Source organism: Rufibacter immobilis, assembly GCF_003721565.1.
In the GTDB taxonomy this organism is placed as follows: Bacteria; Bacteroidota; Bacteroidia; order Cytophagales; family Hymenobacteraceae; genus Nibribacter; species Nibribacter immobilis.
The window spans coordinates 933,333-955,558 of the sequence record NZ_RJJE01000009.1 but is presented as its reverse complement, the minus strand read 5'-3'; the positions used below and the strand labels follow the sequence as shown (position 1 = coordinate 955,558).

Sequence of the window (22,226 nt, the reverse complement as noted above, 5' to 3'; positions counted from 1 at the left end):
AGACACAAGGCGCTTTGGACAGAGGCGGAACCAATAAAGTTAACCTCGCGGGGTAAACAGTATAGGCGGTAAATCTGTCTCTGTTCTAGTAAGTTACAATTAATTTTCCGTTTAGCGGCTATTTTTCTGAAATAGGGCCAAAAACAAGTTGCCATCTGAAGGCCCACTTCCAGACAAGTTGGTAGTGCGCAACACCGGCCTGCGCCAGAATACGCTCCCAGTCTGCCCGGCTAAAAGCCCTGAGCACCGACAGCGGGGCATCGTTTTTTACCAGATACGAGCGGGAGAAAATTTGGGTGAGGCATTTAATGGAATAATACGCCAGCGGGTGCCGGTGCAGGTCGTTGACCAAGACGGCCACGCGTACCTGCCGCCGCAGCTGGGCCAGCAGAGAGGCCAGGGCATCGTCTTTGAAGTGGTGCAGGAACAGGCTGCAGATCACCACGTCAAATTGCTCCTGGGCAAACTCGGGGGAGAAAACATCGGCTTGCCGGTAGGTGATCTCTGGGTAGTCCTGGCTCAGGGAGGCGCTATAGCGCAGCATAAAAGCATTGGCGTCAATGCCCACCAGTTCCACGGCTACTTTCTGCTTTCGGGCCCAGCGGGCCACCATCCGCAGGGTGTCGCCGCCGCCGCTGCCCAAGTCTGCTATTTTGAGCCTTTTTTTGGAAAAAGAGCCGCTAAACGGGTGCCGGAGAATCTGGTTTAATCCGTTGCGCACCACGTCATGCCCGCCCAGCCACACGTTAATGAACTCCAATTCCTCCAGGTTGCGGCGCAGGTCATCGCTGGCCAGCGTGAGGTCGTCCATGAGCTCTGGTTGGGTAGAGCGGCGCTTAAACATGGTGTACGGTCAGTAGCATGGATTCCAGCGTAAGCCCCGGCCCGAAGGCGAAACTCAGCACCGGTGCCTCATGCTGCCGGGGCGTGAGTTCCTGCCACAGGGCCTGCAGCACAAACAGCACCGTGGCCGAGGACATGTTCCCGAACTGCCGCAGCACCTGGTACGCGTGCCGGTTGTCCTGCGGCGTAAGGCCCAGCGCCTGCTCAATCACCTCCAGAATCTTGCGCCCGCCCGGATGGATGGCGAACAGCTCCACTTCCTCCAACTTCAGGTTCAGCTTCTTCAGGAGCGACTGCGTGAGCTGCCCAATGCCCTGTTTGATGAGCGCGGGCACGTATGAAGACAACGTCATCTCAAACCCGAAGTCATGGATGTGCCACGCCATCTCTTTCTGCCCAGACGGAGCCAGATCACAGTGAAAAGCGTCTACGCGCAGGGAAAGCTGTGACAGCGGCTGGGGGCTCACCAGCACGGCGGCGGCGCCATCGGCGAAGAGGGCGTTGCTCACCAGGTGGTCGCTCTCGGTCTGCTTCTGGAAATGCAGGGTGCACAGTTCGGTGCAGACAATGAGCACGCGGGCGTGGGCATCGGCGCGGCAAATGGTATCCGCTAGTTTGAGGGCATTGAAGGCCGCGTAACAGCCCATAAAGTACACGCACGTGCGCTGCACCTGGGTATCCAGGCCCAGGGCCTCTACCAGCTCAATGTCCAGCCCGGGAGCATACATGCCTGTGCAGCTTACAGTAATTAAATGGGTGATCTGGCTTACGCCGAAGTGGGGCAGTTGCGCCAGGCAATCCTGCACGGCGGCCACGGAGAGCGGCAGCGCCTCTTTGCGGTACTCGCGCATGCGGTCGCCCACGGTAGGGAACGGCTCCAGCCCCGGGGTATTGGGGTAGAACTCATAATCGCCGTTCTGGCGGCCATAATCGGGCAGGGTGGTGTGGCGCTGGTCAATGCCGGAAACCCGGTACAGCGCCTTTAACTTGCGGGTATTCTGCTCGTCTAACAGAAGGGCCTGGGCCATGAAATCAGCAATTTTCTGCTGAGGAATAGCATACGGGGGATTAGCCGTGCCGATGGCGCAGAGGTAACTCTTCATATTCTAAGTATAAGCAAAAAAGCGGAAAGATGTTTAAAGCGCCTCGTTTGTTCCTCCACGCCTGCCGTTAAAATGCCGCTGTTGCTTCCATACTCCTAAGCGGGAATTCAGGTTTTATCTTTTCATCTAAGGAAGACGCCGCTGGCTAGGACGCCTGAGTTTTTTGCTTTGGGTGTTTGCTGAAGGAGTAGTTGCGTTTTGAGCATGTTTTTTGAAAAAGAGCTGCTAAACGCAATGCTTTTTCCTTCTTTAGTTACTGAAAGCTTTTCCGCTGCGTTCCATATTTGCTGAATGGTTCATTCCAAGAGAACTGTTTCTCCCCGCAGAGTCCCCCTTTGAAGGGGATAGGGGGATGTTTACACCCGCTGATCCCTCTTCTGCTGAATATATCAGCCGCTGCGTTGCTGCCAAGCCTCTTTCTCCTTTCCCCGCCGTTGTTGGTGTTCTCACCGACAACCAAGACTGCCGCACCGGTTTGCTCTATCCGTCTTTACTCTTTACGCCTTTTCCTGCTAAGCTCTTGGCGCGTGATGCGCTCTGCGGACGTTCGTCACTTTTCTCCTTGATGAGAAAAGTAACCAAAAGAATCAAGAAGCTCCGAACTCGCTGACGCTCAGACAGGCGGAGCTTCAATTCGGTACCACTTGGTTAAAGCCTTCTGTTCCATAGGGAGCGTGGGCCGTTGCAGGCTTGAATCGTCCAGGCGTGCTCCCGCTAAGCGCTTTGGGGCGTGCCGCCCCTGCGTTGCCCGCTGCCGCAGGAGGCGCTTATTTATTTTGGTGGATGTTGTGGAAAAGGGGTATTCCGTTTCGGGCACGTTTTTGGGAAAATGCGTCCGAAACGTGCTTAAAACGGCTTGCCGTGGGTACGGCGCATAATGGCTTTCACGGCGGCGGGTATGTGTTTCAATCCGGTTATTACTAAATCAGACAGGAGGGGTTGCCCGAAGAGGCGCTGCACCACGCGGCCGGTCTGCAGTCTGCTGGCAAACTGTTGCTGCCAAAGTTGGGTGTAGTGCGTTTCCAGTTGGGCTCTGTTCTGCTGGCCGTTCAGGAAAAGTAAGATCTGTTCAGAAAGTAGCTTGGCAGAGTGAATCGCCATGGCCATGCCGTTGCCGCAGAGGGGCGTGATCAGGCCGGCTGCATCGCCGCTCATAAGCACGTGTTGTTCCAGGCAGGCCTTAGGGGCGAAGGAAATTTCGTTGATCACCTCGGGCTGGGTGTAGAGAGATTCGCTGTTCGCGAAAAGGTCACGGAGCAGAGGGTTCTTGGAGAGCTCTTCGGCCTCTAGTTGGGCAATGGTACCGTGCTTTTTCAGGTTCTGCCGGGTGGTAAGGTAACAGAAGCAGTAGCGGTCTTCCTCAATAGCAGACACCCCCGCGTAGCCCTGGGAAAAGTTGTGCAAAGCAATGACATGTTTGGGCAACTGCGCGCGCAGGTGGTACTTCACCGCCAGGTACGGCGACCGCTGCTCAAAGAAGGGGCGTTGCAGGCGGCGGTCCAGGGTGCTGCGTTTGCCATAGGCCCCAATGACCACCGGTGCCTGCAGCGTCTGGCCGTTGGAGAGCGTCACGGTAAAGATATCTGCGTCAAAGGAAATGTCTGTGGCACTCACCTGCAACCTGAAATCAACTCCCTGCTGCTGGGCCAGCGCGTATAAATATTGGTCTAACCGGTAGCGGCTTAGTCCAAAACCTCCTAAATCCAGCGGGGTTTGCAGGGTATAGCCAGCGGGTGAGGAAAGCAGGAAATGGGTTAATTGGGCTGGCTGTAGGGCTTCTATCTCTACCCCTAGACTACCCAAATACGGCCGCACTTCATTAGACACATATTCTCCGCAGACTTTATGGAAAGGGTAGCTCTTTTTCTCCACCAAAACTACCTCAACCCCTTTTTGGGAGAGCTGCAAAGCGCTCACTAAGCCGGCTAATCCGCCTCCAATGACAATGACTTGCGGGTTGTTCATGCGGGGTGGGTTAGAATATTGAATTAATTCAATTGATGTAGAGTAAAAACCTTTTTGATGCGTATTTGTTCTTTCAAAATACAAAACTAAGTGTTTTGGATTCCGTACCATTAAGGTACAGATTGCCAGAATGTTTTAGTTGCCAAGAATAAGGAAAACTTATGAAACACTTTTTACTCTTATTAATGATTTGCTTTAGTTTCTATGAGTTGCCTGCCCAGGTGAAAAACCGGCCGCTGCCAACGGAACAGAAAAGTGAGGCAAAAGTTGATGTAGAAGACCAATCTATGTCTGTTTACCCTAATCCCACCAATGGGGTTATCACCATTTCGCTGGAAGGTTTTGAGGGAGAAAAAACAGATCTCCGGATCATGAATGTGATTGGAAATGTGGTGTATCGTGAGGTAATCCAAGACCCCGCCAGCCGTTATATGAAAACCATTGATTTGAATAAGCTCTCCAAAGGATTGTATTACGTGAAACTGGAAACGCCCACCTACAGCGAGGTCAGGAAAGTAATTCTTCGCTAGCTTTAAGCTCCTTATACTGCAAAGGCAAAACAAACCCGTTTTGCCTTTTTTATTGTCTCTGTAGAAGTGGGTTCTTAAATAATTTTCTGCCTCAAATGAAGATTGAGAATTGTCCTTAATGAGCAATTCAACCAAAAAAATAGCAGTGCCTAATTTGAAAACTTTGTCTGCTTAGGGGTAGGTTAACCGCTTCACTTGCTAACAAATGGAGGGAAAAGAGCCGGTGGCTTTTCTTAAACACAAGTACAGAAGGAGGTTTGGCGATACAGCGGTAAGCGTATAGCGTTAATTCTTAGTGCCAAAAGAGAAAAGAAGGTAAGTGGCTCACTATTGAGTGGAAAGATTTTGGCGGTTAAGCCTAAAGTAGAAAAGAACTGCTGAAAAGAGAATGAGAATAACCACCGGCTACCTCAGGTAAAGCAGCCAAGCGCGCTGTTGAGAGACAGGAAAACAGCAGGAATCTTTGGCCAGGAGGAGGGTAGTGTGGCCTCGCCGGGAATCGAACCCAGATCAAACGTTTAGGAAACGTCTATTCTATCCGTTGAACTACGGGGCCAGCAGAGCAAAATGACTTTGTCTGTATACAAAAGTAAATTAAAATAGTATGCGAAGAAATACTGTTGACGCTAATTCACTAGAATTCCTGTAAGCCTCAGGACCTGTCCCAACACAGCTACGGAGAGCAGGCAATAGCGCAAGAAGAGGAAAATCAAAATAAAATCAGCTTTGTAAAGAATTTATGAAATAAAAATTATGGATAATTAACACAAATAGAACCAGTGAAGAAACAAATAAGTGAGCTATTTCCGTAGAGAAAATAAGAGATATAAATTAAAAGTATTTTTTGGGCATTCAACCTAATTGATATATTTGCAAAAGATTTTTTTGAAATAGCATAAATACTATGAGAGAACAACTTAAAAGCAAGCTTGACAAAATGCAGATGGAAGTAATCCGTGACTGCCAAAACGTAGAAGATGTTCAGTTAATGTTAGGGATTTTCAGCCAAATGAACGAGGCTTTGAACCAAATCCCAGATTCTATGAACAAGCCAAAAGGAGCTAAAAGAGGCCGTAAGCCTAAAAACGCTGAAGCGAATTCTTAAGTAGCATTCTCGTTTTTAAAGGGGAGTAAAAGAAACCAAGTTATCGGTTCTTTGCTCCTTTTTTGTTTTTAGGAGAAACGGGAAACAGAAATTCAAAACAATTGCTGTTTCTTTTGCCGTGCCTATAAAATAATGCGTTGCGTTTAGGGGCTATTTTCAGAAAAATAGCCCCTAAACGCAATGCTATGTAACGTATATGCCCATAGATGTGCCGCAGGAGAGAGAATAACTGCCCCAATAGCAGTAGATGGTTTGTCTCCTGATCTTCAGGAAGATACAATTTATAGGCGCTGGTGCGGGTAAGGAAAAGCCTTTTAGGAAATAACCAAGCAAATAGACTACTCTGGTTTCTTTCCGTTACACTGCCTTTACCTAAAAGCGAATGCATTTGCATTATCTATGTGGTTGGGTTTTCCAGTGCCTGAATGCCTTGTTTTTAAAGAAAACCTAGTTTAAAATTTTACAATCTCTGCAAGCAACATTACGTACATATCTCACCATGCTCCCAATGCCGTTGTTCTGTTGCAGGCCTGAAACAGGCATTAGCAGGAAAATTTGAAACAAGTGGGGCAGAAAGGCAAAGAAAGAGGCAGTATTCACGTATATGTGGCGTTGGCAGACAGCCCACAGCCGAAGCCGAAGTGGAGGGACTCAACAGGCAGGCTTCTGATTTAGCATAATTTCCATGGAGTCAACAGTGACCAATATTTCTCTAGCACCCCATGAGGCGGATGATTCGCAGCCGGCGCTGCTTTTTATCCCAGATATTAGCGGATTTACGCGGTTCATGCATGAAAACGGCGTTAGGTACAGCCGTAACCTCATTGCAGACCTGCTGGAAATCATTATTGAGGCCAATATCCTCAACATGGAGGTCTGTGAAATACAGGGAGACGCCATTCTGTTCTATAAAATAGGTGATCCGCCGGCCATTGAGCAGATGGTGAGCCAGTGCAAGCAGATTTTCCTGGACTTCCAGAATTACCTGCGCATTATGGACCGGGATAAGTTTCTGCCCAGCGCCAAACTCTCAGACAACAAACTCACCCTCAAAATAGTGGTGCACTACGGGCGCATCAGTGTTACCCAGATCAGGGACCACATCAAACTGATGGGTACTGATGTGATTTTGGCGCACCGCCTGCTCAAAAACAGCATTGAGGGCTCTGAGTACGTGCTCATGACCGAAGGTTACCTAAAGACCCAGAACCCCGCGGAAGTGGTGCAGAACTTTGAGTGGTCGCAGCTCAAAGACGGCATGAACAGCTATGACCACGTGGGCGACATCCATTACAAATATGCGTTCCTCACGCCGCTGCGCCTCTTGGTCACCGACCCCGAGGTGGAGCATACCCATAAGCAGTACCCTAACACGTTCTCGCTCAAAGACCACATCAAGGCGCCGGTAGATTTGGTGCTACGGGTTATCCAGAACTACCGCCTCAAACCTAAGTGGATGCACCGGGTAAAAGCTGCCCAGTTTGATACCAAGAAGATCAACCGCATTGGCACCAATTACCTATGCGAAATGGAGAAAGGCGGGTCTATAGAAATGCAGACGCTCCAGAGCCGCATTACCCCAGAGAGAATAGAGGTGATTGAGAAAATGGCCAACTTCAAGATGTTCCCCAACTCGCTCATCTTCTACTACCTGCACGAGGAGAAGGAAGGGACCCAGATTACGCTGGAATTCCACTACAGCCGCGTGTCAGTGGGCGATTATTTCTATGACTACTTCGGCCGCAAGCAGATCAAAGGGTTCATGAAAGCGTCTTTGCACCAACTCAAGGTACTGTGTGAGCAGATCCAGCAGAACCGGCAGCAGCGGGCTTCTTCCTGAAGTTTGCGTTTAGCGGCCCTTTTTCCAAAAACAGCCTCAAAACAGATTTCTGCCTTTCAAGGACCAAGTAAATACCGGCCAAAATAAAGCAAGAGGGGCTGCCGTTTTTAGAACGGCAGCCCCTCTTGCTTTAACAATGGTCCACATTAGCGGGCAATGGCAATCACGAAAGATACTACGGTGAGAATAATGCCAATCATGAAGATGGTGTAGGAAATACGTAGCAGCCGGTACTTGTTTTTGAGTACGTCGCCCAGGTAGTAAATGTCAGTGATCATGTTGTTGTATAGGGCGTTCTTGTCGCGCATGATGTCATGCATCCCGTTCTGGAAGTCCTCCAGAGGCACCTTGGTGAAGTTCCCGAAGAACAGCAGGTTAATGCGGCGGCTAGTGAGCTTGTTGGGCCGCAACCGGAAACTGGTCACCTCCGGCTGCGCCGAAATAATGGCCGAGATCACGGAAGCCAGCGTGGTGGCCAACAGAATGCCCACCGGAATCATGAGGATAGGATTGCGGGTGAACTCGGCCCCAATAATGGAAGACTTAGTACCCAGGTAGGTGATAATGATGGACATGATGATGGCGTTGAGGCTGATCATCATGTTGGCTTTATTATCGGCGATAGCGCTAAGGCTGATGTGGGTGTCATAGGTGCTCCGGAACATGGTCTCAATGCCGCGTTTGGGCTGCGCCAGGTTCTCCCGGTTCTTCTTCTCTTTCTTCTTTTTCTTTTTAGAAAGCTCTTGCAGATGGTTGCGCTGGGCCTGTATGTTTTTGCTCAGTTGTTTGGAGAACCGGGCCTGCGCCGGCTGCGTCCGGAAGGAAACCGACAGCAGAAAGTCTAGCTGGTACTGCGCCCACTCCAGGTCTGTGAAGGTACGGCCCAGGTAAATTTCCCACTCCACGCGCAGCAGCTCAGCAGTGGCGAAGAAAGTGTCTTTCCCAATGTTGGCAATGTCTGCGTCTACCAGAATATCTTCCAGGAGGTGGTGCGTGATCTGGCCCTGCTTGGTGGCCATGATGCAGCGGCATACCTGTGTGATTCTCTCTTCGGGGTATTGTTGTTCGCGCAGAAAGGCCGTGGCAATGTCTATGCTCTCGTCTTCATGGTTCTCATAGGTAGAGATGTAGCCGGTGTCATGGAACCAGGCCGCTAAAAGGAGAATTTCCTGCTCGTCCTCGGGCAGCATACAATCATCGGCCAATTGCCTGGCCTCTTTGACCACCTCAAACGTGTGTTTGTAATTGTGGTACACTAATTTTTTAGACAACTTCTCCTTAAAAAGCGTGAATACATAGTTGCCAGCTTTCCGGATGAGATCTTCTTTTTCCATAAAATAGGTGAGAGCGGTACAGCCCGTAGACTTGTCAAAGGAAGCAGCAGAAGGGCTACCTCAGATAAAGTTGAATCCAAAGGTCTACAACGCGAATTTGCCCGTGAAGGTTAGCCGTTTTCTGCCGCAGGGGCTTTCCAGGTTGGGCATTGCTGCCCAAAAAGGGCGTTTAGGGGCTCTTTTTCCAAAAACAAGCCCTAAACAGAAACCGCTAAAATAACGGGGCAGCGGCTTAGAGAGGAAAGAAAGGGCAGTGCTTAAATTTCTTCTAACCCTAAGCGGGCTCTCTACGTCATAGAGCAAATATTCTGAGTAGCTTTTTACTCCCGGCCCTGCGGGATTATCCCAGTAGGGCTTGCTCCGTATAAGTAGCAGCTTTCACGGTTTCGGGTTCGCCTGCCGGCACAGCTGTTCATGTGCGTGCGCAGAGAAAGAAAGCTTAGGTACCAATCGTTCATGAAAAAAAAATACATTCTCCTCTTCTTACCGGTGGTTCTGTTCTGGCTGGTGCAAGGCTGTACTACGTCTAAACCGTACTACGCCCGCACGGTGCAAAATTGGCAGGAAAACACTCCCAAAGACACTTCTGAGATTATCTACAGCGTGTTCCTGATAGGAGACGCCGGTGCGCCGCTCACGGGTAAGCCAGACCCCACGCTCATGCACCTGAAATCACAGATTGACCAGGCGGGCGAAAAAAGCGCCGTGGTTTATCTGGGCGACAACATCTACCACAACGGCTTGCCGGAACCAGATGCCTATGACCGCAAGACTGCCGAAGAACGCATGAAGGCCCAGCTAGACATTCTGAAGGGCTACAAAGGCGAGAAATACATGATCCCGGGCAACCACGACTGGGGCGGCGGCAGCGGCACGCCAGACGGCTGGAACGCCGTGGTGCGCGAAGAGCGCTTTGTGGAAGAATACCTGGCAGATAGCAACATTGTGGTAGGGACCGATTTTTTTGTGCCCGGCAACGGCTGCCCAGGACCTTTTGAGGTGCTCATTGAAGATGAGATTGTGCTCATCGCCCTTGACTCCCACTGGTGGCTGCACCCCTTTGACAAACCCTACGGCGATGAAAGTCCCTGCGGCGTGGTCAATGAGGTAGACATGCTGGTGCAGCTGGAAGACATCATCCAGAAAAACAAGGAGAAGAACATTGTGGTGGTGGCGCACCACCCGCTGTTCAGTAACGGGATACACGGTGGGTACTTCACCCTCACAGACCACTTATTCCCCTTAACCATTTTGCGCAAAGGCTTGGTGCTGCCTCTGCCCGTGATTGGCTCTATTTACCCGCTGGCCCGCAAGTACGGCGGCATTGCCCAAGACATTCCGCACCCCAGCTACCAGGCTTACATCAACGGGCTGCTGGCCATTTTTGAGAAGTATGACAACATTGTCTACGCGGCGGGGCATGAGCACAACATGCAGTATTTCAAGCAGGGCAAGCTGCCCCATATTGTGAGCGGGGCTGGTTGCAAAACTCAGCACGTGAAGAACGGTGGAGATGCCCTTTACGCCGAAAAATCGCAGGGCTACGCCAGAATCAATTATTACCGGAACGGTGAGGCCTGGGTGGAGTTCTGGGCCAAGAACGATGATGACGAACCCGCTAGGCTGTCTTTCCGGATGCCAATGTACGCTAAAACAAAGCCGGAAGCAGAGCAGATTGCCGTTTCTACGGTAGATTACAAAGATAGCACCATTACCCTGGCTGCTAATCCTAACTACGCCGCCGCTGGTTTCAAGAAGAACTTGTTGGGGAACCACTACCGGGCCGAGTGGCAAACGCCGGTGAAAATGCCATTGCTGGACCTGCAACGCGAAAAAGGGGGCTTGATACCTTACCAAAAAGGCGGAGGCAAGCAGACTTCTTCCCTGAAACTGCGCAACGAGGAGGGCCGGGAGTACAGCCTGCGCTCCGTGAACAAAGACCCTACCAATGTGCTCCCGGTGGCCCTGCAGGAAACCTTCGCGCGCGATTTGCTGCAAGACCAGATATCGGCGCAGCACCCTTACGGGGCATTGATGGCCGCTCAATTAGCTGATGCCGTTGGCGTGTACCATACCAACCCCAAACTGGTGTATGTGCCCAGTGATCCGCGCCTACGTCAATACATAGATGAATTCAGCAATACGGTAGCCTTTCTGGAGGAAGACGCCGATGAAGACCATTCAGACGTGGCCAGTCTGGGCAACGCCACCAATCTAGTGGGCACGGAAAAAGTGCTGGAGCGGAAACGCAACGACCATGACAACCGCGTAGACGAGCAGGAATTTGCCAGAGCCCGCCTGCTGGACATGCTCATTGGCGACTGGGACCGGCACGAAGGCCAGTGGCGCTGGGCGGAAACCAGATCTGGCGAAGACAACCGTACCTTCCGGCCCGTTCCCGAAGACCGTGACGTAGCCTTCTTTAAAGCCGATGGTATTATTCCCTGGCTCGTGAGCCGCCGCTGGGCAGTGCGTAACTTCCAGCACTTCGGGAAAGATTTCGGAGACTACAAAGGCCTCAACCTCACCGCCCTCACCGTAGACCGCACGTTCCTGTCCAGCGTTACCCGCGAGCAGTGGATCAGCCTGGCCAATGAGATGAAAGCAACTCTCACCGATGCCGCCATTGAGGAAGCCGTAAAGAAAATGCCACCCGAGGTGTACCCCATCTCCGGGCCAGAAATTGTGGCCAAGCTTAAATCCCGCCGTGATCTTTTGCCCCAGGTGGCGGAGAAGTACTATGTGCACCTGGCCGAGGACGTAGACATTGCCGGTTCAGATAAGCGGGAGAAGTTTGAAGTGCGCCGCCTTTCAGATGATGAAACTGAGGTGGTGATGCGCAAAATCAACAAAGAGGGAAAAGTAAGTAAGGTACTTTACCAGCGCCTGTTCAAAAACAAGGAAACTGAGGAAATCAGGCTCTACGGCTTAGGCGGTGACGACATCTTTGAGATTACCGGCAACGTGAAGAGAAGCCCCATGGTACGCATTATTGGCGGCGAGGGCAATGATTCTATCTCAGACCAGTCGCGGGTGAAAGGTGCGGTGCGCAAGACCAAAGTGTATGACTTCACGGAGGAGAAGAACATCATTAGCCTGGGAACAGAAGCCGAGGATAAAACCGAGAACTTTGAAGACGTAAACCTCTATGACCGCGATAACTACAAACTCGCTTATCTGGGGCCGCGCCTCTCTGTGGAGTACAACGTAGATGACGGTCTTTTCATTGGCGGCGGGCTGCTCTACCGCAACCATAAATTCAGGAAGCAGCCGTATGCCTCTGAGCATTACCTGCGGGCCAATTACGCGTTTGCCACCCGCGCCTATAACATTAGGTATGACGGCGAGTTCAAGCAGGTGTTCAGAGACAACCTAGACCTGGGCGTGAAGGCTGCCATCTACGGGCCGCAGTACCAGATCAACTTCTTTGGGTTGGGCAATGAAACGGTGGAAGACCGCAACATAGATGACTATCACTTAAGAATAGCCCGTATGCTGGTGTCGCCAACCATTAACACCAGCTTCACCCACTTTGTAAAAATGGGCATTGGGCCTTTCTATGATCGCTATGAAGTGCAGCGTGAATCTGGGGCATTTGTGAGAGAAGTGCTTCCAGAAGATGTGTTTGGGGTGGAACAGTTTACGGGGGTAAGGGCTTTCCTGAACCTACAGGCCGTGAGCACACCTGTAAACCCACGCATTGGTCTTAAATGGCTGAATGAATTCACCTATAACCGCCAGTTAGGCGGTGAGGGCCGCAACTTCGGGCGCATTGGCTCTGAGTTCATTTTCTACATTGGCCCGCGTCTGCCGTTCCAGGTAACTTTGGCGGCCAGGTTTGGTGGGGCGCATAACTTCGGCGATTTCGCCTTTTACCAGGCCAATACCCTGGGCGGGCTCACCAACTTACGGGGCTACCGCCGCACCCGCTTTGCCGGGCGCAGTTCCTTGTACCAAAACACGGAGCTACGGGTAGAGCTATTCAAGTTTAACGTGTACCTGTTCCCCGGCAAGTTTGGGGTCATGGGTTTAGTGGACCACGGCCGCGTTTGGACCGATAACGAGAGCTCCAACAAAATACACCGTGGCGTGGGCGGCGGTATCTGGATAGACGTGCTCAAGCAGGCAGTGGTCAATGCCACGTATTCTGTGGGGGAGGAAGACAAGCTGTTCAACCTCAATTTCGGGTTCCTGTTTTAATAGACAATGCGCAAGAAGCTTTCCAATAATAGAAGTAAACGTATGAAACGCATTCTCATCCTATTGGGAGTATTCACCTTTCTAAACCTGACAGAGCAAATATACGCGCAGGGCCTGTTCACTGATTCTGTGAGGGCGGCTAGGGCAGGCACAGACCCGCAGGAGTTGGCTAATCCTTCTGTGCTGGGCATGGGCAAAAGCAAAGGGATCATTATTAGGTATGAGCGCTTACCCCGGTTTGGGATGCACTCCCAGGGGCAGCACAGCAACGTGGAAGATGCCCGCGCCGATGTGCTCAGAAGCAATCGCTTTGAGTTTAAAGCCTATGCACCGTTGGTCAATAATCCGCATTTCAAACTGGTCATTGGCGGAGGGTATTTTCTGGAGGAGTTTAATTACAAAGAGCCGGAGACGCAGCAGTACCCCCTTTACCAACGGCTGGAAGACAAGAACCTCCGCTCTCTGGACGGACAGATTATCATGCTCAGGCCCATCAACCAGAAGAATTACCTGGTCTTCCGGGTGAAGGGCGAACTGAACGGGGACTACGGCAAATACAGTGATATAAGCCTTACCCGCTACCTGAGAACCTCTATGGAAGCCATTTATGGCTGGAAGAAAAGTCCTTATCTGTCGTATGGGATTGGGGTGCAATTAGGGTATGCCTTTGGCCGACAAACCATTTACCCTGCCTTGTTGTACAACCGCACCTTCAATGATAAGTGGGGAGTGGAAGCCATCTTCCCGGCCAATGTCACCGTGCGCCGAAATTTCTCAGAGAAGTCTTTGCTCTACATGGGGTATAAGATTGACGGGGCCACCTATAACATCAACATCAACACGCCTCCCTTTGACCAATACGAAACCGTGGAGCTGCGGAAGTCTGAAATCAAAGGCCGGGTGCGTTGGGACAGGGAAATTTATGACTTCCTCTGGTTTGGGCTGGAAACCGGATACCGCTACAACCACCGCTTCAACGTGTATGACGGCCGTAAAAGAGATGCCAATCCTCTCATTGAGAACCACATCAAAGACGCCGTGTTCTTCAATGTGGAACTGTTCCTGGTGCCTCCCCGCCGATTCCTGAAACAATAGCTTTGCGTTTAGGGGCTGTTTTCAGAAAAAGAGCCCCTAAACGTAAATTCAAAGTAAGAAAGCCGCTGGCCTGTTCCAACCAAGATCGGGCCAGCGGCTTTTTGCGTGAAGGAGGAATTAAGATTGTGCTGTTTCTGAAGAAGTCAGTAACCCTGCCTGTTCGGCTTTCTCTTTCAGGAAATCATAGGTGGCATACTGGGCGTGCATAGACGCTGTACTATCTTCAGATTTCCAGTACTGGTTGTCTGAGGTGCGGGCTTTGTAGTTGTCTTGCCGGTGCAAATCCAGAATGTGCCGTATTTCCTGCCGCAACGCCGGGTTGTAGATAGGAAACCCTACTTCTACCCGACGGCTGAGGTTGCGGTTCATCCAGTCAGCCGAGGCAATGTAGATTTTCTCCTCGCCGCCATTGCCAAACACATAGATGCGGCCGTGCTCCAGGTAGCGGTCTACAATGCTGCGCACGGTAATGTTCTCGCTCAGGCCCGGCACTCCCGGAATTAGGCTACAGATGCCCCGCACCAGCAACTCAACCTTGACGCCCGCCTGGCTGGCCTCATACAGGCGTTTAATCATACGGGAGTCCTGCAAGGCATTCATTTTAGCGATGATATAGGCTGGTTTCCCTTCCTGGGCAAGTTTTATTTCCTGCTCCAGTAACGCTTCCAAGCCGTGCCGCAGGTTAAACGGCGCTACCAGCAAATGTTCAAACGTATGGTCTGTGTTGCCCTCCACCAGAAAGTTGAAGACTTTAGCTATTTCCTGCGTGAGGCGTTCATCTGTGGTGAGCAGTGCGTGGTCTGTGTAAATGAGCGAGGTTTTCTCATTGTAGTTACCGGTGCTCAGATAGGCATACTGCACGGCTCTGCCGTCTTCCTGCCGGGTCACCAAGCCTATTTTGCTGTGTACTTTAAGATCTGGTACCCCGTAGATGACGTTGGCCCCGGCTTTCTCCAGTTTATTGCCCCAGTAGATGTTGGATTCCTCGTCAAAGCGGGCTTTCAGTTCCACTATCACGGTGACCAGCTTCCCGTGTTCGGCGGCCCTGATGAGGGCTTTGGCTACCTTTGATTTGTCTGCCACGCGGTAAAGCGTGACACTGATGCTGGTCACGGCCGGGTCATCGGCGGCTTCTTCAAAAAACCGGAGCACGTAGTCAAATTTCTGGTACGGGTAATGCAGCAGGAACTCCTGTTCTTTCATGGCGGCCAGCAGGCTGGGAGCTTTCTCCAGCACCGGGTGCGGCAACGGGGGCTGCGGCTCATAGTATAAGTTGGGCATCCTGAACTTAGGAAAGCCGAAGAAGTCCCGGAAATTATGGAAACGGCTGCCTACCACCAGTTCATCAGTGGTAATGCCAATGCGGTCCAGGAGAGCGTGCAGCATGGGCTCCGGGGTCTGAGGGTCATAGAGCAGACGGCTGGGGTGCCCTTTCTCACGCTTCTTAAGGCTTTTCTTGATCTTGGCCATCAGGTTGCCAGATACTTCCTCCTCAATGTCCAGCTCCGCGTCACGGGAGAGTTTCACGGCGTAGGCTTCCACTTCGGCGAAGCCGGGGAACAGTTCCGGCAGTCCAATCCTGATCACGTCATCCAGCAGCATTACGTAATGCTCGCCCTGCTCCACGGGCAGCTGCACAAAACGGCTGCCGTGTTTCTGGGTAGGAATCTCCAGGATGGCGTATTGTTCCTGCTCGTTCTGTTGCCCGGGTTTAGGCTTTAGGTGCAGCATCAAGTACACCGTCTGGTCTTTGAGAAACAGCGGGCTGGGGTTACTGCTGAAGATAATTGGCACCAGCAGCGGCTTCACATTGCGCCTGAAATAGTCCAGGGCCATCTTGTACTGCCCGTCTGTGCACTCAGACTCATCTATGAGGTGGATGTGCGCCTTGCGCAGCTCCGGCAACAGGTCATCTCTGAACACCCGCCCAAACTCCTTCTGCTGCCGAGACACTTCGGCAATGATCTCCTCCAGCTCCGGCGAAGGATCGTCTTCCAGCTTCTCGCGGGTTTTCTTCTTCAGTTGTACCAGGCGGCGCATGGTGGCCACCCGTACCTTGAAGTATTCATCCAGGTTGGAAGAGAAGATAGCCAGAAAGTTGAGGCGCTCCAGCAACGGGACCCGTGGGTCTTTGGCCTCCTGCAGTACCCTGTAATTGAACGCCAGCCAGCTCTGTTCCCGGCTGATGAGCGGAGTGTCTTGCTGGAAAGCATTGGTAGGGGACGTGTCAGTGATGTCAGTATTGTTTTGGGCAGCCATTCAGGTGGGGTTATGCGCGGGACTCGCACGCGTTAGCGATAGTTTTTAGGATAGTCAAAGAAAAGTAGCTTGGCATTGTCTGAGGAGACCTGCCCCCAGTAATTGCAGTCAAAGCTGAGGGCCACAATACTGGCCGTGGGCATTTCCACAATGTTTTTCTCCGGCGCCAGCAGATTGGCTACCTCAGAGAAGGTGGGGTTATGGCCTACCAGCATCACGTTGGCGTACTCCTCGGGCAGGGACTGGATGAACATGACCAAGTCATCTGCGGCGATGTGGTAAAGTTCTTCCTGTACCCCAATTTTCTCTGGGTCCAGGCCCAGTTCTTTGGCAATGAGCGAAGCCGTGGTGATAGCCCGCACCGCCGAACTGGAGATGATCAGGTCTACCTTCACTTTCCTTTCCAGTAACTCTTGTCCTATGAGCGGAGCGTCTGCGCGGCCCCGCTTGTTCAGGGGGCGGTCATGGTCGCTGAGCTCCTCGTATTTCCAGCTGGATTTAGCGTGGCGTAACAGATATAGCGTTTTCATTTGGCATCTAGTAAAGATGAAAGCCACAGCTGCAGAAGAGTAGCTGTGGCTTTCATCTTTACTGAATCCGGCGGAAAATAGTTTTGCCAGGGCAGGGGCTTCTGGCTCTGTTTGCAGTACCGGAAACTTGCTCTTCAGCAGTACCCAAACAGAACCACAGGCGTGTGGCCAAGGGGAAGCTAAGAATTTGCGTTTAGGGGCTGTTTTTCCAAAAACAGCCCCTAAACGCATTTAGTATCCTTCTTGCGGCGCGTTGTTGGGGTACCGCTCAAAGTGAATCTTGGAAACCTGCCTTAACAGTTCCTGGCGCAGCTCATCAACGTTGGCCCGGTTGGTGGCCGAAATGAAAATAGCCGGCGCGTGCTCTTTGGCCATGTACGAAGACTTCAGCTCGCTGATGTCTGGGAGCGCCTCCGGGTTGTCTTCTTTCAGTTCCTGCTCCCGCTGTTGCAGGTACAGATCGGTTTTATTGAAGACCAGGATAATAGGCTTGTCTGCCGATTGAATGTCCTTTAAGGTATCATTCACCACCGCAATGTGCTCCTCAAAAGACGGGTGTGAAACATCTACCACGTGCAGGAGCAAATCAGATTCGCGTATCTCGTCCAGGGTGGTCTTGAAGCTCTCAATAAGCTTGGTTGGCAATTTACGGATGAACCCTACCGTGTCTGAGAGCAGGAACGGCACATTGTCAATGACTATTTTGCGCACGGTGGCGTCTACGGTGGCAAAGAGCTTGTTCTCTGCAAACACGTCTGCTTTGGTGAGCAGGTTCATGAGCGTAGACTTGCCCACGTTGGTGTACCCTACCAGTGAAACACGCACAATGCCGGAGCGGGACTTGCGCTGCTCAAAATTCTGCTTTTCAAACTTCTCCAGCTTTTCTTTGAGCAAGGTGATTTTGTCCCGCACAATCCGTCTGTCGGTTTCAATCTCGGTTTCCCCGGGACCGCGCATGGCCACGCCCCCACCTTTCTGGCGGCTCAAGTGGGTCCACATGTTGGTGAGGCGGGGCAGGAGGTAACGGTACTGGGCAAGTTCTACCTGGGCGCGGGCCGTGGCCGTTTGGGCGCGCAGCGCGAAGATGTCCAGAATGAGCAGGCTTCGGTCAATGATCTTCACTTCCAGCTCCCGCTCCAGGTTGCGCACCTGCGAAGGGGAAAGATCATCGTCAAAAATGACCATGTCTACCTTATGCTCTTTCACGTAGGCTACAATCTCCTCCAGTTTGCCTTTGCCCACGTAGGTGCGCATGTCTGGTTTGTCCAGCTTCTGGATAAAGCGTTTCAGGGTTTTGGCGCCTACGGTCTCCGTGAGGAACGCGAGCTCGTCCAGGTACTCTTTGGTTTTTTCATCGGTCTGCCGGTATTCTGGCACCGCCACCAACACGGCGGTTTCCTGTTCTTTGGCAGTTATATGGAGTTGGTTTTTCATGTAGTTCAGTTACTTTTTAAGTAAGGTGGTATAGAGGGCCAGCGCCTGAACCTCCTGCTCAGAGAGCTGCGACCCAAAACCGGGCATCAGGCCCCGGCCATTGGCGATCACCGCCTGGCGTTCGGCCTCGGGTAAAGTGCTTAACTGTAGGTTGGCGGCACCGCCCACTCCTTTCTGGCCGTCATCTCCGTGGCAGGTAGCGCACAGTTGGGTGTAGATGGCCTTGGTATTTTCCAGCTGGGTACCGGCCAACTGGGAAAGGATGGGATGGCTGGCCTTCTCAGGGTCTGGGGAGGCAGTGCCTACTTCCCCGCCGGGAGAAACTGCCACAGCTTCGCCTTTATCAGGACGCATTTTCAGGCTTTTGGTTTCGGCTACGCCGTACACGTACAGGAAGAGCAGTGTTCCCAGAGCCGCCAACGCTTTATTGCTGCGTTTAATGCCCACCATGGATAGCGGGATAGCCGCCAGCACCAAAACCACTTTGGCTATGAGCCAGGCAGGCAGCGGCCCGTTATAGCTGAACGCCAGGTAACCGCCGGTCACCAGAATAAGGGTACCGAAGGCCATGTCCAGCACCTTGGTGGAGGCGCGTACTTTGTGAAGGGTAGCGGTTCTATTGGTAAGCAGCAGGAAGGTCTTCCCCAGAAACAGGAGGAGGAACAGGACTACTACCAGAACGTGGATATGTAAGAATGCGGTGGTCATGGGAAGAATATGGCGGACAAACCTTGGGGTAGTGCCCTGCAAAGTAAACACAATGCCACCGAAAACCGATAAACCGCCGCAGATTCTGTGCGTACAAGCGGGCGCTGCCAATTCAGCTGTTATCTTTGTCTTTATAAAACTACCCTCATGCGCATTGCCATCGTCATCAACAAATCCTGGAACATCTTTAATTTTCGGTTAAGTCTGGTGCGGGCCTTGTTGGCGGCCGGGCATGAGGTAGTGGCCATTGCCCCCGAAGATGCCTATTCCGCCAAATTAGTGGCCGAAGGTTGTAAGTTTGTGCCGCTGCCCATGGAAAGCAAAGGCACCAACCCCATCAAAGACATGCTGCTGATCCGAAAGTTTTTGCAGGCTTACCAAAGCGTGAAACCAGACGTGATCTTGCAGTACACCATTAAACCCAATATTTACGGCTCCATTGCCGCACGTTTGGCGGGCATTCCTACCATCAACAACGTGTCTGGCTTGGGTACGGTGTTTATTGTGGAGAACCTGGTGTCTAAGATCGCGATGGCGCTGTACCGGTTCTCCTTCCGGTTCCCGGCCAAGGTTTTCTTCCAGAACAGCGACGATAAAGCGCTTTTCCTGGAGCGCAAGCTGGTGCGGGAGTCCATTACGGAGGTCATTCCGGGTTCAGGTATTGACACCAAAAAATACCAGCCGGCGGCCCAGTTCAAACGCCAGCACCCGTTTGTGTTCCTGATGGTGTCCCGGGCTTTGTATGAGAAAGGGTTGGTGGAATACGTGGAGGCCAGCAAAATCCTGAAAGCGAAGTCCCCTGAAATAAGGGTGCAGTTGCTGGGCGCCATTGATGAGGAAGGGAATATTGGCATTAAGCGTACTTTGGTGGAACAATGGGCCCAGGAAGGTTGGCTGGAGTATTTGGGCACTTCTGATGACGTGGCCAGTGTCATGCACCAAGCCGACTGTGTGGTGCTTCCGTCTTACCGAGAAGGCACTCCGCGCACCCTGCTGGAGGCCGCTGCCATGGCCAAGCCAATTGTGACCACCAACGTACCCGGCTGTAAAGAAACCGTGGTAGACGGCTATAACGGGTACCTCTGCGAAGTGCGCAACGGCGCAGACCTGGCCGCTAAAATGGAGGCGGTCTATCAGCTGTCAGATGCTGCCTTGCAGGCCATGGGGCAGAACAGCCGCCGTTTGGCAGAGGAGAAGTTTGATGAGAAATTTGTGATTGACCGGTATTTTGCCGCCATTGAGGGTGCCACGGGGAAAGCGGCCAGAAACGTAAGCTAACAGATACAGTATGCAGATAAAGAATTACCCAATAGAGGGCGTAGTGGAAATTACCCCCAGAATCTTTGCCGATGACAGAGGTGCCTTTCTGGAAACCTTCAGCGCCAAATTATTCGCGGAAGCAGGCATCTCTGATACGTTTGTCCAGGACAACCAGTCCATCTCCAAAAAAGGGGTGTTGCGGGGCCTGCACTTTCAGAAACCTCCCTATGCGCAGGCTAAACTGGTAAGTGTGGTGGTGGGCAGAGCCTTAGACGTAGCGGTAGACATCAGGAAAGGTTCTCCTACGTACGGGCAACACGTTACCTGCCTGCTGGAAGCGGATAAGCGGAATTGCTTTTTTATCCCGGTTGGGTTTGCGCACGGCTTTGTTGCGCTGGAGGAAGGCACTGTTTTCCAGTACAAGTGCAGCAATTACTACAACAAGGAATCTGAGGGCGGTCTGCTGTGGAACGACCCGGCTTTGAACATTGACTGGGGCATTGAGCAACCGTTGATCTCAGAGAAAGACGAAATATTACCTACCCTGGAAGGATTTGATTCGCCTTTCTAAGCATTGATTCACAATATGCGAAAAGCCACCGCAATGTTTTTTGCGGTGGCTTTTTTGTTTCCGTTTAGGGGCTGTTTTTCCGGAATTTGGCTAAAACTGAACAGAAGTGCGTTTAGGGGCTGTTTTTTCAAAAACTGCCCCTAAACGCACCTGAACTTTAGAGCAGCGTTACTAAGGTTTCAAGACCAATGCCTCGGGAGCCTTTAATTAACACGTGACTGTCTCTCACCGGATGGTCCGTTAGCCATTGCTCCAGGGCACTTTTCTCCGCGAAGTAGCGGAAATCTGGGTTTACTTCGGCGGCGTAGCGCATTTCTTTTCCGCAAAGGAATACCTCTGAGAATGACTGTTGGTTCAATTGTTCCCCCAAGATACGATGCTCAGACTCGCTTTCCTGACCCAGTTCCAGCATATCGCCCAGAATGACTACTTTCCGGGCGCCGGCCATCTGCGCGAAATTGGAGACAGAAAGGGCCATAGAGCTTGGGTTGGCGTTATAGGCGTCCAGCAGAAGGATGTTGGTGTCTTTCTGCACAATCTGGGAGCGGTTGTTGGTGGGCACGTAATGGGCAATAGCGGCATTGATGGCCTCGTGCGGCACCCCAAAATACTGTCCAATGCACGCGGCGGCGGCCATGTTCTCAAAGTTGTAGGAACCCATGAGGTGGGTGTGCACTTCCTCGCCATTGGCGGCCCGGTAAATCACCTCCGGGGCGGCTTGCAGTAATTCAGCGGAGTAATCGTCCTGGGGTTGGTAATACGTAATTTTGGTGGCGATGCGGCGTACCATACGCATGAGATGTTCGTTGGAAGTATTAACGAACACCGTGCCGTTGGCTTTGTCTAAATGCAGGTACAGCTCGCTCTTGGTGCGGGCCACGCCTTCCAGACTCCCGAAACCTTCCAAATGTGCCTTGCCAATGTTGGTGATGATGCCGTGGGTGGGCAGGGCGTAGGAACAAAGCTCCGCAATGTCGCCGGGGTGATTGGCGCCCATCTCAATAATAGCCAATTCGTGCTCCGGCTGAATGCTGAGCAAGGTGAGGGGCACCCCAATGTGGTTGTTTAAATTGCCTTTGGTGCAGAGCACGTTGAATTTCTGGCTCAGTACCGCATTGATGAGTTCTTTGGTAGTGGTTTTGCCGTTGCTGCCCGTAATACCAATAACCGGAATGGAAAGCTGGAGCCGGTGGTGCAGCGCCAGTGCCTGCAACGCCTTGAGCGAATCTTCCACCTGAATGATATTGGGTCCGCTTACCGTTGGGTCCTGCACTACCGCATAGCGGGCGCCTTTGTCCAGGGCCATCTGAGCGAACTGGCTGCCTTTGAAATTAGGTCCGTCCAGCGCAAAAAAGAGGGTATTATCTTGTTCGGCGCGGGAATCTGTGCTTACTTTCCGGCACTCCAGGTATTTCTGATACAGGTGCTCCACTAGTTCTGCCATAGTAT

The 22,226-nt window shown here is 52.0% G+C and carries 17 protein-coding genes and 1 tRNA gene; 7 read left to right on the top strand and 11 right to left on the bottom strand.

Annotated elements, in window-relative coordinates; genetic code table 11:
- Positions 1–118: 118 nt before the first annotated feature.
- The 3 genes from EFA69_RS11110 to EFA69_RS11095 all read right to left on the bottom strand — a co-directional run bounded on the left by EFA69_RS11110 (position 119) and on the right by EFA69_RS11095 (position 4,022).
- Positions 119–844 carry a methyltransferase domain-containing protein gene (locus EFA69_RS11110; RefSeq protein ID WP_245964546.1) on the bottom strand — a complete coding sequence of 242 codons (726 nt, stop codon included), beginning with the start codon at positions 842–844 and terminating at the stop codon, positions 119–121.
- A complete protein-coding gene (locus EFA69_RS11105; RefSeq protein WP_123133138.1) occupies positions 837–1,946 on the bottom strand; it encodes a type III polyketide synthase in 1,110 nt (369 codons plus the stop codon). Before EFA69_RS11105 ends, EFA69_RS11110 begins: the two co-directional genes overlap by 8 nt.
- 846 nt (positions 1,947–2,792) lie before the next feature.
- Positions 2,793–4,022: an NAD(P)/FAD-dependent oxidoreductase gene (locus tag EFA69_RS11095; protein ID WP_394342823.1), complete on the bottom strand. Its 1,230-nt coding sequence runs from the start codon at positions 4,020–4,022 to the stop codon at positions 2,793–2,795.
- Positions 4,023–4,072: 50 nt separating this feature from the next.
- On the opposite strand from EFA69_RS11095, the gene EFA69_RS11090 reads away from it, so the two are divergent.
- A complete protein-coding gene (locus EFA69_RS11090) occupies positions 4,073–4,441 on the top strand; it encodes a T9SS type A sorting domain-containing protein (protein WP_123133135.1) in 369 nt (122 codons plus the stop codon).
- Between the two features lie 484 nt (positions 4,442–4,925).
- Here EFA69_RS11090 and EFA69_RS11085 read toward each other — a convergent pair.
- Positions 4,926–4,997: transfer RNA gene (locus EFA69_RS11085), tRNA-Arg, on the bottom strand.
- Positions 4,998–5,345: 348 nt separating this feature from the next.
- Between EFA69_RS11085 and EFA69_RS11080 the strand changes: the two genes are divergently transcribed.
- The gene (locus EFA69_RS11080) at positions 5,346–5,546 is read left to right on the top strand and encodes a hypothetical protein (RefSeq protein ID WP_066834894.1); all 201 of its coding nucleotides are present in this window, start codon (positions 5,346–5,348) and stop codon (positions 5,544–5,546) included.
- Between the two features lie 40 nt (positions 5,547–5,586).
- Here the strand turns inward: EFA69_RS11080 and EFA69_RS11075 are convergent, their stop codons facing one another.
- Complete coding sequence (locus EFA69_RS11075; RefSeq protein ID WP_123133134.1) at positions 5,587–5,940, bottom strand: hypothetical protein; 354 nt, start codon at positions 5,938–5,940, stop codon at positions 5,587–5,589.
- A 291-nt stretch (positions 5,941–6,231) separates the two neighbouring features.
- Here EFA69_RS11075 and EFA69_RS11070 point away from each other — a divergent pair, with 291 nt between their 5' ends.
- Positions 6,232–7,386: a DUF2652 domain-containing protein gene (locus EFA69_RS11070; protein WP_123133133.1), complete on the top strand. Its 1,155-nt coding sequence runs from the start codon at positions 6,232–6,234 to the stop codon at positions 7,384–7,386.
- 146 nt (positions 7,387–7,532) lie between these two features.
- On the opposite strand, the gene EFA69_RS11065 is transcribed toward EFA69_RS11070, so the two are convergent.
- Complete coding sequence (locus EFA69_RS11065; protein ID WP_123133132.1) at positions 7,533–8,720, bottom strand: Pycsar system effector family protein; 1,188 nt, start codon at positions 8,718–8,720, stop codon at positions 7,533–7,535.
- A 456-nt stretch (positions 8,721–9,176) separates the two neighbouring features.
- Here EFA69_RS11065 and EFA69_RS11055 point away from each other — a divergent pair, with 456 nt between their 5' ends.
- Positions 9,177–12,920 carry a metallophosphoesterase gene (locus EFA69_RS11055; RefSeq protein WP_123133130.1) on the top strand — a complete coding sequence of 1,248 codons (3,744 nt, stop codon included), beginning with the start codon at positions 9,177–9,179 and terminating at the stop codon, positions 12,918–12,920.
- 42 nt (positions 12,921–12,962) lie between these two features.
- A complete protein-coding gene (locus tag EFA69_RS11050) occupies positions 12,963–14,015 on the top strand; it encodes a DUF6268 family outer membrane beta-barrel protein (protein WP_123133129.1) in 1,053 nt (350 codons plus the stop codon).
- Between the two features lie 117 nt (positions 14,016–14,132).
- On the opposite strand, the gene ppk1 is transcribed toward EFA69_RS11050, so the two are convergent.
- From ppk1 to EFA69_RS11030, 4 genes are all read right to left on the bottom strand, one after another.
- Positions 14,133–16,274, bottom strand: coding sequence for a polyphosphate kinase 1 (gene ppk1 / locus EFA69_RS11045; protein WP_123133128.1), 2,142 nt, complete (start codon positions 16,272–16,274; stop codon positions 14,133–14,135).
- A 32-nt stretch (positions 16,275–16,306) separates the two neighbouring features.
- Positions 16,307–16,804 carry a SixA phosphatase family protein gene (locus tag EFA69_RS11040; protein ID WP_123133467.1) on the bottom strand — a complete coding sequence of 166 codons (498 nt, stop codon included), beginning with the start codon at positions 16,802–16,804 and terminating at the stop codon, positions 16,307–16,309.
- A 231-nt stretch (positions 16,805–17,035) separates the two neighbouring features.
- Positions 17,036–18,238 (bottom strand): GTPase HflX, encoded by a 1,203-nt coding sequence (hflX, locus tag EFA69_RS11035; protein ID WP_123133127.1) that lies wholly within the window; start codon positions 18,236–18,238, stop codon positions 17,036–17,038.
- 9 nt (positions 18,239–18,247) lie between these two features.
- Entirely contained in the window at positions 18,248–18,946 is a 699-nt protein-coding gene (locus tag EFA69_RS11030) for a SirB2 family protein (protein ID WP_123133126.1), read from the bottom strand.
- Positions 18,947–19,093: 147 nt separating this feature from the next.
- Here EFA69_RS11030 and EFA69_RS11025 point away from each other — a divergent pair, with 147 nt between their 5' ends.
- Positions 19,094–20,224 (top strand): glycosyltransferase family 4 protein, encoded by a 1,131-nt coding sequence (locus EFA69_RS11025; RefSeq protein ID WP_123133125.1) that lies wholly within the window; start codon positions 19,094–19,096, stop codon positions 20,222–20,224.
- 10 nt (positions 20,225–20,234) lie between these two features.
- Positions 20,235–20,777: a dTDP-4-dehydrorhamnose 3,5-epimerase gene (gene rfbC, locus EFA69_RS11020; protein ID WP_123133124.1), complete on the top strand. Its 543-nt coding sequence runs from the start codon at positions 20,235–20,237 to the stop codon at positions 20,775–20,777.
- Positions 20,778–20,934: 157 nt separating this feature from the next.
- Here rfbC and EFA69_RS11015 read toward each other — a convergent pair whose 3' ends face one another.
- Complete coding sequence (locus EFA69_RS11015; protein WP_123133123.1) at positions 20,935–22,221, bottom strand: UDP-N-acetylmuramoyl-tripeptide--D-alanyl-D-alanine ligase; 1,287 nt, start codon at positions 22,219–22,221, stop codon at positions 20,935–20,937.
- Positions 22,222–22,226 lie beyond the last annotated feature (5 nt).

Excerpts from the sequence above, each read along its gene's own strand:
- EFA69_RS11110 (WP_245964546.1), bottom strand. The coding sequence starts at position 844 with ATGTTTAAGCGCCGCTCTACCCAACCAGAGCTCATGGACGACCTCACG.
- EFA69_RS11105 (WP_123133138.1), bottom strand. The coding sequence starts at position 1,946 with ATGAAGAGTTACCTCTGCGCCATCGGCACGGCTAATCCCCCGTATGCT.
- EFA69_RS11095 (WP_394342823.1), bottom strand. The coding sequence starts at position 4,022 with ATGGTACGGAATCCAAAACACTTAGTTTTGTATTTTGAAAGAACAAAT.
- EFA69_RS11090 (WP_123133135.1), top strand. The coding sequence starts at position 4,073 with ATGAAACACTTTTTACTCTTATTAATGATTTGCTTTAGTTTCTATGAG.
- EFA69_RS11080 (WP_066834894.1), top strand. The coding sequence starts at position 5,346 with ATGAGAGAACAACTTAAAAGCAAGCTTGACAAAATGCAGATGGAAGTA.
- EFA69_RS11075 (WP_123133134.1), bottom strand. The coding sequence starts at position 5,940 with ATGCAAATGCATTCGCTTTTAGGTAAAGGCAGTGTAACGGAAAGAAAC.
- EFA69_RS11070 (WP_123133133.1), top strand. The coding sequence starts at position 6,232 with ATGGAGTCAACAGTGACCAATATTTCTCTAGCACCCCATGAGGCGGAT.
- EFA69_RS11065 (WP_123133132.1), bottom strand. The coding sequence starts at position 8,720 with ATGGAAAAAGAAGATCTCATCCGGAAAGCTGGCAACTATGTATTCACG.
- EFA69_RS11055 (WP_123133130.1), top strand. The coding sequence starts at position 9,177 with ATGAAAAAAAAATACATTCTCCTCTTCTTACCGGTGGTTCTGTTCTGG.
- EFA69_RS11050 (WP_123133129.1), top strand. The coding sequence starts at position 12,963 with ATGAAACGCATTCTCATCCTATTGGGAGTATTCACCTTTCTAAACCTG.
- ppk1 (WP_123133128.1), bottom strand. The coding sequence starts at position 16,274 with ATGGCTGCCCAAAACAATACTGACATCACTGACACGTCCCCTACCAAT.
- EFA69_RS11040 (WP_123133467.1), bottom strand. The coding sequence starts at position 16,804 with ATGAAAACGCTATATCTGTTACGCCACGCTAAATCCAGCTGGAAATAC.
- hflX (WP_123133127.1), bottom strand. The coding sequence starts at position 18,238 with ATGAAAAACCAACTCCATATAACTGCCAAAGAACAGGAAACCGCCGTG.
- EFA69_RS11030 (WP_123133126.1), bottom strand. The coding sequence starts at position 18,946 with ATGACCACCGCATTCTTACATATCCACGTTCTGGTAGTAGTCCTGTTC.
- EFA69_RS11025 (WP_123133125.1), top strand. The coding sequence starts at position 19,094 with ATGCGCATTGCCATCGTCATCAACAAATCCTGGAACATCTTTAATTTT.
- rfbC (WP_123133124.1), top strand. The coding sequence starts at position 20,235 with ATGCAGATAAAGAATTACCCAATAGAGGGCGTAGTGGAAATTACCCCC.
- EFA69_RS11015 (WP_123133123.1), bottom strand. The coding sequence starts at position 22,221 with ATGGCAGAACTAGTGGAGCACCTGTATCAGAAATACCTGGAGTGCCGG.